Source organism: Paenibacillus sp. 1781tsa1 (assembly GCF_024159265.1).
GTDB lineage: Bacteria > Bacillota > Bacilli > Paenibacillales > Paenibacillaceae > Paenibacillus.
Map to the genome: position 1 here is coordinate 2,312,290 of NZ_JAMYWY010000001.1, position 16,019 is coordinate 2,328,308.

Here is a 16,019-nt window from a genome sequence, read left to right on the forward strand (position 1 = left end):
CGTTTTCGATAGGGTATTACTCAGGGTTATTGGAGAGTGAGGGCATACTGATGAAGACCCATAGTTCAAGTCAGGATTTATCGGGACAATGGAAGATACAACATTTTGAAGTTGGAGAGAAGCGGGCAATGGATGTGGCAGCTGCTGCGCTGGATGACCGTTTCTGGATCGGGGCTGAAGTGCCTGGGGATGTACATGCTGCACTGATTGAGCGCAGTATCATTGATCCGCCCTATTACGGACATAATGATGCTAAAAGTCGCTGGATTGAGCAAAAGGAATGGTGGTACCGTACAACCTTCAATCTGGTGAGAGATGCGGAGACGGAAGAGCACTTTGAATTGGTGTTTGAAGGATTGGACACGTTTGCAACGGTGTATGTGAATGGCCATGAAGTTGGAAAAACGGCAAATATGCTTATGTCACATACATTTAATGTAACATCTCTGGTTCGCAGCGGCTGGAATGCGATTGCTGTCAAGTTTGATCCGCTTCACCTGCATCACCGGGACAAAGAAACCTTTGACTGGTCCTCGTATACGAAGGAACGGCCATGGTTGCGCAAAGCAGCAATGAACTTTGGCTGGGACTGGGGGCCACGCATGGTGACGGTGGGAATCTGGGGGGCTGTACGGCTGGAAAAACGAACAATAGCCAAGCTGGAAAGTGTGTATGCTCGAACGGAATCAGTCAGTTCAGAGCTTGCTGTATTACGCGTCACGGCAGATGTGAAGTCCGTCTTGTCTTTTCGCAGCAGACAGAAACGTGAGCAGGCTTTGGTTACGTCCTGTACTATTCGTCTGCTGGATCGCAACGGACACGAGGTGGCAGGAGCCACTGAACTGCCTGTAGAAGGTGGTAAGGCAGATACCACGTTGAACGTCACGTCACCTCAGTTATGGTGGACTCATGATCTGGGTGAGCCGTATCTGTATACGCTAGAGGTTACTTTATACGCAGATGGCATTGAGGTGGATCGTTACAGCGAGCCTTATGGGTTACGAACGATTGAGCTGGCTCTTCATAATGAACGGGGTGAAGATGCATTTACGTTTATTCTGAACGGAGTCAAAGTATATGCCAAGGGTGCCAACTGGATTCCGGCTGATCATCTGATTGGTGCCATCCCCGACTCCAGGTATCGTGAGCTTGTCGAGCTGTCGGTAGAAGGACATATGAACATGCTGCGCGTCTGGGCCGGTGGTATATATGAGAAGGATGTCTTCTACGATGAGTGTGATCGGCAAGGGGTGTTGGTGTGGCAGGATTTTGCATTTGCGAACGCATTGTTCCCGGATTTCAATCGTGATTTCATGGACAATGTACGGCAAGAGGTAGAAAACAATGTCATTCGCCTGCGTAACCGCGCCTCGCTTGCCATCTGGTGTGGCAATAACGAGATTGACTGGCTTTATGACATGAAGTCTGCAAGCGGGGATATTACCAGTCCGTTCTACGGCGAACTTATCTATCATGAGCTGATCCCTGAAGTGCTGGATCGCTTGGATCTGTCCCGTCCGTACTGGCCTTCTTCGCCGTTCGGGGATAGCAACGATCAGGACGCGAATGATCCCGATGTCGGGGATCGTCACAACTGGCAGGTATGGCATGGCTCGGTCTATCCAAGGAAGCATGGAGAGCCCCCGCTGCTGGACTATAGTATTGAAGGTGTGACGTTCAAAAATTACAAAAAGGATCATGCGCTTTTCAGCAGTGAATTTGGTATGCATGCCTCGGCCAATCGTTACACGCTGGAGAAAAATATGCCCGCAGGGCAGTTTTACTGGGGCAGTCCGGAGATGGCCTACCGTAACAAGGATACCAACCACCAAAAAGGCATTCTGCTGATGGAAGGTTACACAGGCATTCCGCAAAATATAGAAGAATACATGAACTATTCCATGCTGACTCAAGCAGAAGGATTGCGCTATGGAATAGAACATTTCCGACGTATTAATCACCGTAACAGCGGTGCGCTTGTGTGGCAATTGAATGACAGTTGGCCAGGAACAAGCTGGTCCATGATTGATTATGAACTGCTGCCGAAGGCATCCTTTTATTACGGGAAAATATTCTTTCATCCTGTCCTGTTGTCACTGGAGCATGAGCCGGGGGAGCCGCTTGCGTTGTGGGTTGTGAATGATACGCAGGACGTCTTGAAAGGCCAGCTGCGGCTCAATGTCTATGCATTGAATGGAGAGAAGATCTACTCCAGCTCACATGCTGTTGAAGTAACATCTCAATCCACATTGTGTATTGCCGAATTAACTGAAGTAGAGGTGTTACAGGGCAGACGTGCGGAGGAAGTAATGGTTGAGTTGGTATCCGATGGATTTGCGGCGCCGATCAATCGGTACTTCTTGCGCGATCCGAAGGATGTGTCCTTGCCGGAATCTCAATTGAGTGTACATGTGAATGAAGAGGAGCAATCTGTAACGGTTACTGCCAGTGGAGCAATTGCACGATTGGTGAAGTTGGAGCTCCCTCTTGGGCGTGTGCGATTCAGTGACAATTATTTTGATCTGCTCCCGGGCGAGAGCCGGACGGTAAGACTTCGTCATCCAGAGCAATCGTCTTTGCCACTGACGGAATTTCGGGTCAGTGCCATGAACGGCAGAGAAGGATAAAATAATAATAAACTATGATTCTGATTCGAGGTTCAAGGTTTGAGTTTCAAGGTGGTTATCCTGATCAGGATGCCACCTTTTTTGCTTTTGCAGCAGGTGAGTTCATGTCGTCGTGTCAGGTGATCTTGTCCTTGTTCCACAAGCGATACTTTCAATCGGGTTCACATCTTGGATCATTAAGGTTAGTATGATAGAAAGAAATCGTTCTCAAAAGGAGGTGAATTCATGTCATTTGTCTTTTATCCAGAGATGGTTATATTCATTTTGATGCTGATCTTGCTGATTATTGGTATTGTATATATTGTTCGTAAAAGCAAACAAGTACTGCGCCGCGTCAGTAATCTGGAGAAAGCAGTATATGAAAAAGATAACATCTCATCCTATCCGAAGAACGTTGATACTGTACAAGAAGCACCAAGAGAAGACACGTTTGCTCCACGTAAACGAAAATGAAGAAGGATACGGGATTACATAAGAAAGATAAACCAACAAACCAAACAGCCGATTCTTCTCTATGAGGAAGTGATCGGCTGTTTGGGCATATAGGCATTTTATCCGTATTAACTGGGTTTAGAGAAAGGATTCATACCGCTGTTGAAAAGAAGATTCCATCTCCACTTGTCGTGCAAGTTGCTGTTGAACCTTCGCTCCGCGAATTGTCTGAAGTTCCTGAAGTTGTGAAGTGGAACTGAATTGATTTGTAGCCATCTGAACAAGTAATTCGGAGAGCACATCCGCATCTTCGAGCGCGGCATTAAGTCCGAACGCACCGGTTGGGGTCATGGTATGAGCGGCATCACCGATGAGTACAACATTGTCTTGTGCCCACGACTGGCAATAGCTGCTTTCGACAGATAACAGAACAAAATCACTCCAGCTCTGAATGTTGGCAGCTACAGAATCAGACAGGCAAGGAAATGCGGAGACAAGTTTGTCTACAAAAGGAGCAATCGGCTGTTCTCTCAGCTTGGAGTATGCTCCTTCGGGGATGTTCCATCCAATCTGAACATAACCGCCAAACTGTGAGAACAGTGCGAGCTGTTGACCATCCATGCTGGCCATTCGAACAGCCGGTTCCCAACCTATCGGTGCCGGAATACGCGCCCACAGTAGGTCATACCCATGCTTGCGAATTTCGGGGGTCAAACCGGAATGTTTGCGTACAGCAGAGTATCTGCCATCAGCACCGACAATAACAGATGCTTCGATGGAGGCGGGCACGCCGTTCTGCCGAATATTGATACCAACGATATGGCCGTTCTTGTCTCGTAGCATACCCGTCATAATTGTATTGAATAATACTTGTTCGTTTGAACTATGCTGCTGAGCGTGCGACACGATGGCTTCCAGGAGATGATCTTGAGGTACATGAATACCCACATGAGATTCCCCATTGCCCGGGGATACCGTATGAATAATCTGACCATTTTCCCAATATTGAATCTGCTCCAAGAGCAGCGCTCCACGTTCCTTGACGAGGGGATAGAGGCCGTGTTTATTTAAAATTGCTTCGCCGTCCACATTGAGCAACTCCCCGCGAAACGACTTGTGCAGGTGAGGTTGCCGCTCTATGAGCATCGTGGATATCCCTTTTTGATTCAGTAAATACGAAAGTAAGGCACCACCTGGCCCAGCGCCGACGATACAAACACCCGTTTTTAATTGTGATTGTGAATTCTGATTCATGTGCATAAGTCCCTTGCAATATAATGGTGACTCTTGTTTACTTTATAACAACAGATTTATTAAAATCATTAAGTAACTAAAAGTAACTTTAAAGATATAGGTTATTATAAACAAACCCGTTGCCATAATGCAATAGGTGAAACCCAAAATAAAACACAAGTCTTCCGGTCGAGTAAAGGGTGGCCAGTGCAAGCGTATTTTTCACAAACATCATAGTGTAAATATGTTACAATATAAGGTAGGTTATGATGAAAGGCAGGAGGAACGTTTATGAGCCCGGATACGGAGCGAAACTCTCAATTGGCAAATGTAGATCAATTGTTGGAGGCCTTCTTCAGATATAAAAATAAAGTATTGGATCAGCAGCAGAAGACCGAAACCAACTGTAAACTGAATCCGACAAAAAGTCATATATTGGGCATGATTTTACGTGAAAAACGCTGTATGGCGGTTGATGTGGCCAGACAACTCAGCTTGTCTTCCGGCGCAACCACCATTGTACTGAATCAACTGGAGACAGAAGGGTTGATCCAGCGTGTGCGCAGTGAAGAAGATCGGAGAATTGTGTGGCTGTCCTTAACGGATGAAGGAGCGCAGCTTGCCAAGACGCTTAATGCGAATCGTGGCCGAATGACGTGGGAATTGTTGCAAGCACTTTCCGAAGAGGAGCAACAGCAGATGTTCGGCATGTTGAAGAAAATTGAACTGAAACTGCTGGAGAACATGAAGTCGTTTGAGCAGATCCACCGATAATGCATATATGACTTGAGTCCTTGAAGACGTCAGTCCTCATGAGTTCGTCCCTAATTGCGGGGGGATGAGCCTTGAAGACTGGCGTTTTTGAGTTTGTTTACAAATGAAAGCGAACCACATGATCCGTCAAGCCTTCATGGATCAACACTTCTTTTTGTTTGCTACCCATTAGGTCAAAATGGGGAAATGGCTGCCGCTGATGAATGTATCGCGGGTCCAGCCCATGATCGTTACACCAACGCTCGAGACGTTCCAGATCTGCACAGCCAACTTTGGTGACACTGGTGATGCCGGGGAATCGGTTGTCAATCCAGAAATGAGTGAGGTACGCAATCTCACCACGAGCCACTTGCTCCTTCCACGCAGCCAGCTCTTGTCGTTTAATTCCAAATGCCATAGATGCAAGTTCCTTTCCAAACGGGTATTGTCCTGAGCATATTGTAACATCTTATATACAGAATCCATCAGAATTCTTTCATTCAGACTGGTCTCAAACCAGTTGATTGGGTATATGAATATGACAACATTTTTATAACAAAGTTTGGATTATGTTAAAATAAACCTATACAACAAAGGTTTCACCACTTCTATAGCGGAAAGGGATTGTCATCATGGAAATATTTATAGCTGTACTTGTCTTACTGGTACTGATCGGTTTATCGAACATCCTGAACCGGTTTGTACCCTTTATACCTGTTCCGCTCATTCAAATCGTGCTTGGTGTAGCCATAGCTCTGCTTCCTGCCGGGGTACACTTGCAGTTGAATCCGGAATTGTTCTTTGTACTTTTCATCGCACCTTTGTTATACAACGATGGGAAGCGAACACCAAGGAATGAATTATGGAATCTGCGTGCACCTATACTTTTGCTTGCGCTGGGGCTTGTGTTCGTGACGGTGGTCGTGGCGGGATATGCCATTCATTGGCTGATTCCTACGATTCCGTTACCCGCGGCTTTTGCTCTTGCAGCCATATTGTCCCCGACAGATGCTGTGGCCGTTGGTGCCATGGCAGGGCGGGTACATTTGCCAAAAGGCATACATAGGCTCCTTGAAGGTGAAGCATTAATGAATGATGCATCCGGCTTGGTCGCCTTCAAATTCGCGATTGCAGCCACGGTTACAGGTGTGTTTTCCCTGGCGCAGGCAACCTTCAGTTTTATTCTGATTGCCATTGGCGGACTTCTCGTGGGGGCATTGTTATCTTTTCTGTTAATCAGGCTCGGGATGTGGATTCGCAGGCTAGGCATGGAAGATGTAACAATTCACATGCTGCTGCAAATACTGACGCCATTTATCATCTATCTGGTGAGTGAAGAAATTGGGGTATCAGGTATTCTTGCGGTAGTGGCAGGCGGTATTATCCACGCCATTGAGCGTGACCGCGCTGAATCGGTTCAGTTGAAAATGCAGGTGGTATCTGCGAGCACATGGTCAGTCATTTTATTTATACTAAATGGTCTGGTGTTTGTAATTCTGGGTGTACAGGTCCCGGATGTTTTGAGTACTATTTTCGAAAATGTTTCGTTTAATAATCTGCAGGTGCTGGGCTACGTGGGCTTGATCTCGGTGCTACTGCTAGTTCTGCGCTTTCTCTGGATCTATCTGTTCTGGCAAGGGAATGAATGGCTTCCTACCAAATCCTCTATTGGCAGTCCCAGATTCAAGGATATCACGATTATTTCCCTATCTGGGGTACGAGGGGCTGTGACATTGGCGGGTGCCTTCTCCATTCCTTATGTGCTTCAGGATGGTTCACCTTTCCCTGAACGGGATCTGATTATCTTCCTGGCAGCAGGGGTAATCCTCTTCTCCCTGATTGCGGCGAGTGTGTTTCTTCCCATTCTGGCCAAGGACGATGGGAAATCCACCGAAGAAACACCTCAGAAGTCCGAAAGAAAAGCACATGACATTATGCTGAATGCCGCAATACGGGCCGTCAAATCCGAAATGAATGATGAGAACAAAGCTGCAGCACTCGCGGTCGTCTCCGATCTGTCCAAATATATCAGGCAGGCCGCAGGTCAGCTTACCGCCGATAAACGCAAAGATATCCAGAAACAAGAAACGGCTATTAACCTGATTGCGACCCGTGCGGAGCGGAAAGAAATCGAAGCGATGCTGGATGAAAATGCTATTGCTTCCGATGCCGCCTTCAAATGTGACAGTTGGCTGGATCGCAAGGAAATGATGTTGGCCAATCGTGCAAACACTCAGATGATAACCTCAATCAACGAGATCGGGCGTGTGCTGGGTCATCTGTTCACCAATCGATCCCAGAAGCCGAGTCAACCCTTCATGCTTGAAAATGCAGAACTTTTCCGTCAGGTGAAGTTACGTACCTCTGAAGCCGCAATTAAGGCTATTCGTGCCCATATGAATGATGGGAATCGAGTCGTTGCTTTGTCGGTTATCGCCAAGTATGAGCGTGTAATTGCCAAGTTGCGAACCTGGAACCAAGGGAAAACAGAAGATCCGTTTAATCAGGAGAAGCTTGAGTTGCAGATGGTGGCGATTCAGGAACAACGCAATACAGTGCAACAATTGTATGAAAACGGTGAAATTAATCGTGATGTGGCTGCCAAGCTGCGCCGGTTTATCAATGACGTGGAAGCGACTGCGTTGAAAAACACTTAATCCGATAAATCCGATATTTTAAATTTGCTAAACGGTTTGATATACTATGGGACAAGAAAGAAATCACTACCAAATACTTATATCGATCAGTGAGGGAGAGATGAGACATGGCAAAACAGCAAATACGGTTGGGCAAGACCGATCTGGTCGTAAATCCCATTGGACTGGGTGCAAATGCTGTAGGAGGGCATAATATCTATCCAGACATGCTGAATGATGAAACAGGTAAGGAAGTGGTTCGTACAGCTTTGAAACAAGGGATTAACTTTGTGGACACGGCATACATCTATGGACCTGAGCATTCCGAACGATTGATCGGCGAAGTATTGAAGGAAACTGGTCAGCGACAGAATACCATCATTGCGACCAAGGCAGCTCATAAATTTGTGGATGGCAAGATTGTCATAGATAACTCACCTGCTTTTCTGAAGACATCCGTGGACGAGGCGTTAAAACGTCTGCAAACGGATTACATTGATCTGTTCTACATTCACTTTCCGGATGAACATACGCCTAAGGATGAAGCGGTAGATACGTTAAAACAATTAAAAGACGCTGGTAAAATTCGTGCGATTGGCGTATCTAATTTCTCCATTAATCAGTTACGTGAAGCCAACAAAGACGGGCATGTAGACGTATTACAATCTGAATATAATCTGTTCAAAAGAGAAGCGGAGAAAGAGCTGTTGCCGTATACGGCTGAGCATAATATTTCTTTTGTGCCTTACTTCCCACTGGCAGCGGGACTGCTCGGTGGTAAATATAATCGCAATACAACCTTTCAGGATGGACGGGCGAAGAATCCGCTGTTCACCGGTGAAGCTTTCATTGAAAATTTGGATAAAGTGGAGCAACTGCGCAGCATAGCACAATCCAAGGATGTTGAGGTTGCTCATCTGGTTCTGGCCTGGTACCTGACTCAGCCTTCGATTGATGCACTGATTCCAGGTGCCAAGAGACCAGAGCAGGTCATTAACAATCTGCAAACATTAAATGTGGAATTAACTGCTGAAGAAATTGCCGTTGTGGATCAGATCTTTCGTTCATGAGTTCGGGTGAATCGGGAAATGCTAACAGGGAGTTTACGTTTGAAGACAAAGTGAGGACACAACATGAACCTGAAGGCAGCCCGAGTCATCGGAATGTTCACGCTAATTATTTTGCTGGGTAGCAGTTCTGCTTATGCGAAGCCTGTACAGAAGAACCGTCAGTATTATGAGGAACGAGGAGAGATCGTGTGGGAAGTTCCCACACAGGATAAACTCATCGCCCTGACCTTTGATGATGGACCAGATCCGGTTCAGACTCCGCAGATTCTCGCATTGCTTCAGCAATATCAAGCCAAAGGAACCTTTTTTGTACTGGGCAAATGGGCAGAGAAATTTCCTGAACTGATTAAGCAGGAACAGCTCGAAGGGCATGAAATCGCCAATCATACGTATGCGCACACGTATGCAGTCCGATCAACACGTGCGGACAAGTACATGAAGGATATGAACGCAGCGGAAAGTTCCATCATTGAAGCGGGTGCGGAGCGGCCCTTGTTGTTCAGACCACCTGGCGGCTATTACAATGATATGGTCATTCAGGCTGCCAAACAAAAAGGGTATACCATTGTACTCTGGTCTTGGCATCAGGATACACGGGACTGGGCTTCCCCAGGTGTATCGGCTATCGTTAAGAAAGTACTGAATAACGCACGTAATGGGGATATTGTACTCTTCCACGATAAGGTGGAAGGCAAGTCCCATACGGTAGCTGCACTCAAAACGATCCTGCCGAAGTTACAGCAGCAGGGATATCGATTCGTGACGGTGTCTGAGCTGCTTGCTGTGAAGGCACGTGAAGCTGCGAAGGATGGGGCTGCACCTTCTTCTTCGTTGAAGCATGTGAAGCCCTAGATATGGCAATTCAATTAGAAACCGCAGGCCTCGGGATATAGAGACCTGCGGTTTCTTTATGTTTGATCTCCATATGAAACATGAAGCCAGGAGTGAGAGGTTGTTGTCTGTCTCCCTTTTGTTTTGAAACCAAAACGTCTACAATAGATGGAGCTTAGTGCTGAAGAGTTACTTAATACATGATATGAATGATGACATAGAGGAGAGTGAATTCGATGAATGGACAACAACGAGTAAATATTAAACCGGGTCTTGAAGTGGACATTGTATTGAAGCAGGACCAAGCTACAGGTAAGCTGACACGTGGCATTGTGAAGGATCTATTAACCAAGTCCCCTACACATCCACACGGAATCAAAGTACGACTGACGAGTGGCCAAGTGGGACGTGTGAAACAGGTCATCACTGGAGGATCGAACTAACTGTGGCTCAAGGCGGTGAAATGAGCACGACCGCAGAAGTAATGGCACATCTGGCTTCGGGTAATGCACGTCAGCAGGACGCATATCGCGTAATACAGAGCAGTGGCTTGCTCGATATATTAGCTGCCTACCCCCCCTATCCGGCGGGGACAGTACCGATTGATATTGATGTTCCGGGCAGTGATCTGGATCTGCTGTGTTATGCGGAGGATCTGGATGCCTTTGAAGCTGAGATGTATGATCAGCTCGGAGCTGTTGGTGAGTTTCAATGTGTTCGTGGTGGGGATCTTCCCGGCCAACGTCCTTATGTGACTTGTAATTTGCAAGTGGGACATTGGCCTGTGGAGATTTTTGCCCAATCCGTGCCGGTTAACAGGCAGAATGCATACCTACATATGATTGTGGAGTGGAGATTGTTACAACTGTGGGGAGACGCGGGACATCGTGAGATCCGCAGACTGAAACAGGCAGGGTGGAAGACGGAGCCTGCATTTGCTTCTGTACTTGGATTACAGGGAGATCCATATGTGGACATGCTGCATCTGGCCGAGATGAAACGTGAAGATCTCTGGAGCTGGGCGCGTTCACGCACGTCTTTTTCAACGGATTAGCATTTAACCTTTGGTCAGATTAGAAAGATAGCTACAATCGTCGTTACCGTAAGTCCCAGCAATACAGGCTTCAGGTTGCGTCTTGCAAGTTCAAAAGGACTGACTCCGCAGATTGCAGCAGCAGGAATTAACGCCCATGGAATCAAGGTCCCACCACCTACCCATATGGCTGCAACCTGACCCAGCGCGGTCAGCACAGGTGCAGAATCTGCCGAACCTGCGAACATGGACGCAATCGAGCCAACCAGGGAAATACCCGAGAACCCCGAACCATCCATTCCCGTAACTGCTCCCGTCACAGTCATTGTAATGGCCCCCACCGTATCATTCAATGGCACCAGTCCAGCAAGTGCAACTCCGAGATCATTCACAATCCCGTGTGAACCTTCAGGAAGAGGGTTGATGAACAACTCCGTAATCGCAGCATCTCCCAGATAAAAAAATGCGGCTATGGGAATAACCGGTCCAAACACCTTGAAACCAAACTGAAATCCTTCTATTAAATAATTGGTCGTTTCCTCTGGTCCGGCATGACGATGTGCGGCAAGGGTGACAGCGATCAGTATAACAACAGCGGTTCCGCCAATCAGAGCTGTTGCGTCGCCACCTTGTAACTTCAATACAAACATCAGAATCACATCAACTGCGAATAACAGAGGGATAAGCAGAGCGAACGCTTGTTGCAGACGGGGGGACATAACTTGACGTTGAACAGGCTGATTAGCGGGCAGGGTGGTGGGCACAGCCTCTGATGAGGAGGAAGGCTCCATGCTCCGTGTTCCTGATATAGAGTCTGGGGAGTGAACAGGTGAGTCTGATTTCATCTCTTTGCGCAGCATCCAGAAGGCTGTTAGTGTAGATACCGTTCCCATGACAATGACCAGAGGTATGCTGGCCGTCATGACGGAAGTAACCGGTATACCCGCCGCATCAGCTGTAAGTTTGGGAGCCCCCTGAATAATGTAATCTCCTGACAGTGCAATTCCATGTCCGAACAGGTTCATGGCAATGGCAGCTCCAATCGGGGGAAGACCTACACGCACGGCTACAGGAAGGAGTACTGCACCGACGAGTGCTACGGCCGGTGATGGCCAGAAAAATAGCGATACGACCATCATGATCAATCCGATACCCCAATACGCGACCTGAGGAGAACGGATAAACCGGGTGACAGGTGTTACCATGACCTCATTAATGCCTGTTCTGATCAGAACACGGCTCATTGCCACAATAATCGAGATGATGAAGATCGTACTTAACAATTCTTTTGTTGCATAGATAAAACTGCTGAAGATCCCAGCAACTGACCCGCTTAAGGTTTCGGTTGCCAGAAGTCCAATGGTCATAATACCCGCGACACAGATGATCGTGGTGTCCCTGCGCCGAATCATTACGGCGATGATCAAGACGATATATGCCAGATAGACATAGTGCAACGCAGTGAGTTGAATATTCATCAAACAGGCCTCCCTACATCCTGGTGACAAATCCCTAGGAGTGATATATCGTATGCATGTCAAGATCGGGCGTTCGTGGAGTTCGGGGCTTGCCGCAGCATTTATTTTTAGGGAGAAGCTTCCGATTTATAATGAAGGATTTTTTTTACAACTGGAGAATTTATTACAACATGAAGCTTGTTACTATCGAAATTGGAGCGGATGAAAGTCACCAGAATTGACATATGAAGGTCACGGGAACCCATAGACAATGGCAAGCAGGGGTGATTACAATAAACATGCCATCATAAGGAAGAAAATAGAAAAATGATGTTGAATCAAAAAAAGTGTGTGTTCAAAAGCAGACTTCTTGAACTACCTCTCAAAGGGCGGGAATCCATGAACTTGATCCGTTCACTTCGTTTTAAATTTATTGTGGGTTTAACATTGATCATGCTGCCACTATTCATGCTGCTTTATTACAACAACGTCTACGCCATGAAAGTCGTACGTGACAAAGTATCCCTCACCAATATGAATCATCTCGCCAAGAGTGTGGAGCAGAATGAACGTGTATTACAGGAGACGAATCGGTATTTATATAGTCTGGGCGAGAGGGACCCGGATATTATCTCTCTGTTTTTTCTGAAATACGGCAGCGGCGATTATATCATTGCAAAGCAACGGATTATGAACAAATTCATGACAGATATCGGTTTTTATAATCTAATCGATTCTTTTTTCCTATATGATGCCGTGAATGATGATCTGCTGCTCGCCACTTCAGGCAATTATGATGTCAAAAAGTCGGTTGTGCAGGAGAGTATGCCAGTCCAAATGCTGCAATTGGAAGGGGATATCCAGAAGCCGGAATGGAGCATCGTGCGTGGCGGAACGTGGAATGCACTGGTGAAAACGGTGCGAATCAACCAGCAGTTCTATGCAGGTGCACTTGTGGATATGAATGCACTGAATCATACACAACAATTCACTGAATCTGGGGATCGGGGTGGCGCAGTCATTGTTGGAACAGACGGTGGGGCATTATCTGATTCCACATTGACTATTGCACAGATTCAGCTGGCTGCAGCGCATCTTCCTGGCCTGAAGGATCCGTATCAGGTGATCTCTGAAGTTGTGAACAAGGGAGAAGCACGTCAATATTTGATGTTGGGTATTGCCTCGGCCATGTCCGAGATGAATTATATCGTGCTACTGCCTGAGGAAGACATGATGCGTAACCTCCCGTTTTTCCAGCAGATCATTCGTCTGCTTCCCATTGGTGCGGCAGTAATTCTGGTTACTGCACTGATCTTTTTGCGGCATCTGTTATTCCGCCCGATGAATGCGTTGATTCGCGGCATGAGAAGGGTGAGCCGGGGAGATCTCGATGTGAAGCTGGAACCGCCATCTTCTTCGGAACTTGAATTTATGACACGAAGTTTCAATCAAATGACCAGTGAGATCAGACATCTGAAGATTGATGTGTATGAGGAACAACTGCGAACGCGGGAGGCAGAGTTCAAACAATTACAGATGCAAATCAATCCGCACTTTTACCTGAATTCACTCAATATTATTCATAGCCTGGCTTCCTTGCAGAAGCATGAGTTGGTGCAGCAGATGGCTGGTCATCTGGCCGATTATTTTCGATTCAGTCTGCGCGCAGGCAAACGTGTTATTCGTCTGGATGAAGAGCTGGAGCACATTCGTCATTACTTAGAAATTCAAAAGCTGAGGTTTCCAAACAGATTCGATTTTGAACTGGATATCGAACCGAATCTGGAACATTATGTGATTCCTCCATTAACCATTCAGCCGTTTGTGGAGAATGCCATTATTCATGGATTTCAGCGCCGGACACAAGCCTTTGTCATTCGGATTGTGGCACGCCTCGGTGCGAAGTCATCCAGCCAGGTCGATGGGACGGTGCTTCAACTGATGATTGTGGATAATGGTGTCGGATTTGATGAGGAATTATTGGAGCGTCTGCAACATGGACAGTACGCTGAAGACCCGAGTGGACAGCATATCGGTATATGGAACGTGGCTCATCGGCTTTTAGTGAAGTATGGTGATCAAGCCAGTTTGCAGTTTGGAAATGAGGCGGATCATGGGGCCAAAGTCATCATTGATTTACCCGCTCAGACCGAAGAGGAAGAAGGGGGAGCCCATGCGGAACCTGTTGATCGTGGATGATGAAGTGTATGCATTACAAGCGATGGTGGAAGGCGTTAACTGGCAAGCAGCAGGCGTCGAGCAGGTATTCAGTGCTTGTGATGCCGAAGAGGCAAGAGAGATCTTAAGGGCAAATGCTATTGATATTATAATCTGTGATATCGAGATGCCTGGTGAAACAGGGCTTGACCTGCAAAGCTGGGTGTTGAAACATGATCCAGGCATACTGACCATTTTCCTGACAGGGCATGCTTTATTCGATTATGCTCAGACAGCCATCAAGCTAAATAGCTTTGATTATGTGTTGAAGCCGGCTCCAGCGGATCAATTGATTAAGGTAGTCACCCAGGCGGTGGAGAAGATCAAGGATGGAGAGCTGCGTACCCGTACCAACGAAGTTTATGAGACCGTATACAAACGCTGGAAAACCCATAAACCGCTACTAACAGAACGCTTCTGGAAAGATGCCATCTCTCAACGCATCACGTTAACCAAACAACGGTTGCAAGAGCTCGCAGAATTGTATGGAGCCGAGATTGACCCGCAGGCTCGTGTGTTACCCATAGTGATCTCGGTGGAGGAGTGGGTGCGTGAGTTCGACCTGCGCGACGAAGAGGTGCTGGAATATGCGCTCCGTAATGCAGCCAGGGAGATTCTGCTTGGCAACAAGCCGGGCGAGGTATTTCAGGATCAAAGTGGATTGAATATTGTGCTTGCTTATGAGCAAGACGGCATCATCCCAAGTGAGAGCGAAGTGGCACAACGTTGTCAGGGGTATATCCAGGATTGTGGTACGTATTTCTACTGCCGCTTGTCCTGTTATGTTGGTGTCCCGGTGGCTGTAACGGAGCTGCAAGGCATGTTAAATGAACTGATGGATATGGAACGGCGCAATATTAAGGAGCTTGAAGAAGTTTTTGTCTATGATGAGCGGGGAAGAGATCAGGAAGATCGCTTTTTGCCTATTCCATGGTTTTCGGAATTATCCATTCTTTTTGAGACGGGGAAAGTAGGGGACTTGCGAGAACGTGTGGATGAGATTTTTGAGTTGCTTGCTGCCCAGGATGGACTGTCTCCTGAAATGTTGCATCTCTACTACCATGCCATGCTGCATGTGGTCTATCCACTGCTTCATCAGAAAAACGTGTCCATACGCAGTCTTTATCCGGGTGAACGGGAGCCGGAAGAGAGTATGGTGACAAGGTCGTTGCCGCAGTTGAAACAGTGGACGTCGGATCTGATTGATCGTGTTATCCCGGTATTGTACCCGGACGATCATAGTCCCATGACCATTGTGGATCAGTTGTGCGTTTATATTGAAACTCATATTGGTGAAGAACTCATGCGTGAGGAACTTGCAGCTTTTGCCGGATTCAATCCCGCTTATCTATCCCGTCTGTTTCGAAAAGAGAAGGGCATGTCCCTATCTGAGTTTATCCTGCAGGGCAGAGTAGCTAAAGCGAAAACGTTGTTGTCCCAGTCCACCGTCAAAGTGACGGATATCGCTGGCAAGGTGGGATACTATAATTACTCGCATTTCACCAAAATGTTCAAAAAGTGCACGGGTATAACGCCACAGGAGTTTCGAAAACAGTCACGTACCGTATAGTTCAGGGCGCAGCATGCTGCGCCTTTGTTTTGTTTATTTTGGCACTAAAGTCATAATTTGATAAGTCAACAGGTCACCACAGCAGATAGAGGTCTTACTCGCCCCGCCGTATACTTGAACCACAGGAGCCGCAACGGAGCTTCATCCTGAGGAAGAATTC

Annotated in this window: 13 protein-coding genes; 10 read left to right on the plus strand and 3 right to left on the minus strand. The window is 47.0% G+C overall.

Features of this window, described 5'->3' with window-relative positions:
- Window positions 1-50: 50 nt before the first annotated feature.
- Both NKT06_RS10440 and NKT06_RS10445 read left to right on the plus strand, forming a co-directional pair.
- On the plus strand, window positions 51-2,627 hold the full coding sequence (locus NKT06_RS10440) for a beta-mannosidase (RefSeq protein WP_253433442.1): 2,577 nt from the start codon (window positions 51-53) through the stop codon (window positions 2,625-2,627).
- A 225-nt stretch (window positions 2,628-2,852) separates the two neighbouring features.
- Window positions 2,853-3,080, plus strand: a complete 228-nt coding sequence (locus tag NKT06_RS10445; protein ID WP_253433446.1) for a hypothetical protein — start codon at window positions 2,853-2,855, stop codon at window positions 3,078-3,080.
- A gap of 117 nt (window positions 3,081-3,197) precedes the next feature.
- Here the strand turns inward: NKT06_RS10445 and NKT06_RS10450 are convergent, their stop codons facing one another.
- Window positions 3,198-4,313, minus strand: coding sequence for an FAD-dependent monooxygenase (locus NKT06_RS10450; RefSeq protein WP_253433449.1), 1,116 nt, complete (start codon window positions 4,311-4,313; stop codon window positions 3,198-3,200).
- A gap of 270 nt (window positions 4,314-4,583) precedes the next feature.
- Here NKT06_RS10450 and NKT06_RS10455 point away from each other — a divergent pair, with 270 nt between their 5' ends.
- Window positions 4,584-5,066 (plus strand): MarR family winged helix-turn-helix transcriptional regulator, encoded by a 483-nt coding sequence (locus NKT06_RS10455; RefSeq protein ID WP_036609579.1) that lies wholly within the window; start codon window positions 4,584-4,586, stop codon window positions 5,064-5,066.
- Between the two features lie 97 nt (window positions 5,067-5,163).
- Here NKT06_RS10455 and NKT06_RS10460 read toward each other — a convergent pair whose 3' ends face one another.
- A complete protein-coding gene (locus NKT06_RS10460; protein WP_253433453.1) occupies window positions 5,164-5,463 on the minus strand; it encodes a hypothetical protein in 300 nt (99 codons plus the stop codon).
- Between the two features lie 214 nt (window positions 5,464-5,677).
- Between NKT06_RS10460 and NKT06_RS10465 the strand changes: the two genes are divergently transcribed.
- The 5 genes from NKT06_RS10465 to NKT06_RS10485 all read left to right on the plus strand — a co-directional run bounded on the left by NKT06_RS10465 (window position 5,678) and on the right by NKT06_RS10485 (window position 10,636).
- Complete coding sequence (locus NKT06_RS10465; RefSeq protein WP_253433456.1) at window positions 5,678-7,702, plus strand: Na+/H+ antiporter; 2,025 nt, start codon at window positions 5,678-5,680, stop codon at window positions 7,700-7,702.
- A gap of 107 nt (window positions 7,703-7,809) precedes the next feature.
- Window positions 7,810-8,751 carry an aldo/keto reductase gene (locus tag NKT06_RS10470; RefSeq protein WP_253433459.1) on the plus strand — a complete coding sequence of 314 codons (942 nt, stop codon included), beginning with the start codon at window positions 7,810-7,812 and terminating at the stop codon, window positions 8,749-8,751.
- Between the two features lie 63 nt (window positions 8,752-8,814).
- The gene (locus NKT06_RS10475; protein WP_253433462.1) at window positions 8,815-9,603 is read left to right on the plus strand and encodes a polysaccharide deacetylase family protein; all 789 of its coding nucleotides are present in this window, start codon (window positions 8,815-8,817) and stop codon (window positions 9,601-9,603) included.
- Window positions 9,604-9,818: 215 nt separating this feature from the next.
- Window positions 9,819-10,025 carry a YwbE family protein gene (locus NKT06_RS10480; RefSeq protein ID WP_026081155.1) on the plus strand — a complete coding sequence of 69 codons (207 nt, stop codon included), beginning with the start codon at window positions 9,819-9,821 and terminating at the stop codon, window positions 10,023-10,025.
- Between the two features lie 20 nt (window positions 10,026-10,045).
- Complete coding sequence (locus NKT06_RS10485; RefSeq protein ID WP_253433465.1) at window positions 10,046-10,636, plus strand: DUF4269 domain-containing protein; 591 nt, start codon at window positions 10,046-10,048, stop codon at window positions 10,634-10,636.
- A gap of 14 nt (window positions 10,637-10,650) precedes the next feature.
- On the opposite strand, the gene NKT06_RS10490 is transcribed toward NKT06_RS10485, so the two are convergent.
- A complete protein-coding gene (locus tag NKT06_RS10490) occupies window positions 10,651-12,093 on the minus strand; it encodes a hypothetical protein (protein WP_253433468.1) in 1,443 nt (480 codons plus the stop codon).
- Between the two features lie 306 nt (window positions 12,094-12,399).
- On the opposite strand from NKT06_RS10490, the gene NKT06_RS10495 reads away from it, so the two are divergent.
- Together NKT06_RS10495 and NKT06_RS10500 are read left to right on the plus strand one after the other, a co-directional pair.
- Complete coding sequence (locus NKT06_RS10495; RefSeq protein ID WP_253433471.1) at window positions 12,400-14,271, plus strand: sensor histidine kinase; 1,872 nt, start codon at window positions 12,400-12,402, stop codon at window positions 14,269-14,271.
- Window positions 14,246-15,859 (plus strand): response regulator transcription factor, encoded by a 1,614-nt coding sequence (locus tag NKT06_RS10500; protein ID WP_253433475.1) that lies wholly within the window; start codon window positions 14,246-14,248, stop codon window positions 15,857-15,859. The genes NKT06_RS10495 and NKT06_RS10500 overlap by 26 nt, the downstream gene beginning before the upstream one ends.
- Window positions 15,860-16,019 lie beyond the last annotated feature (160 nt).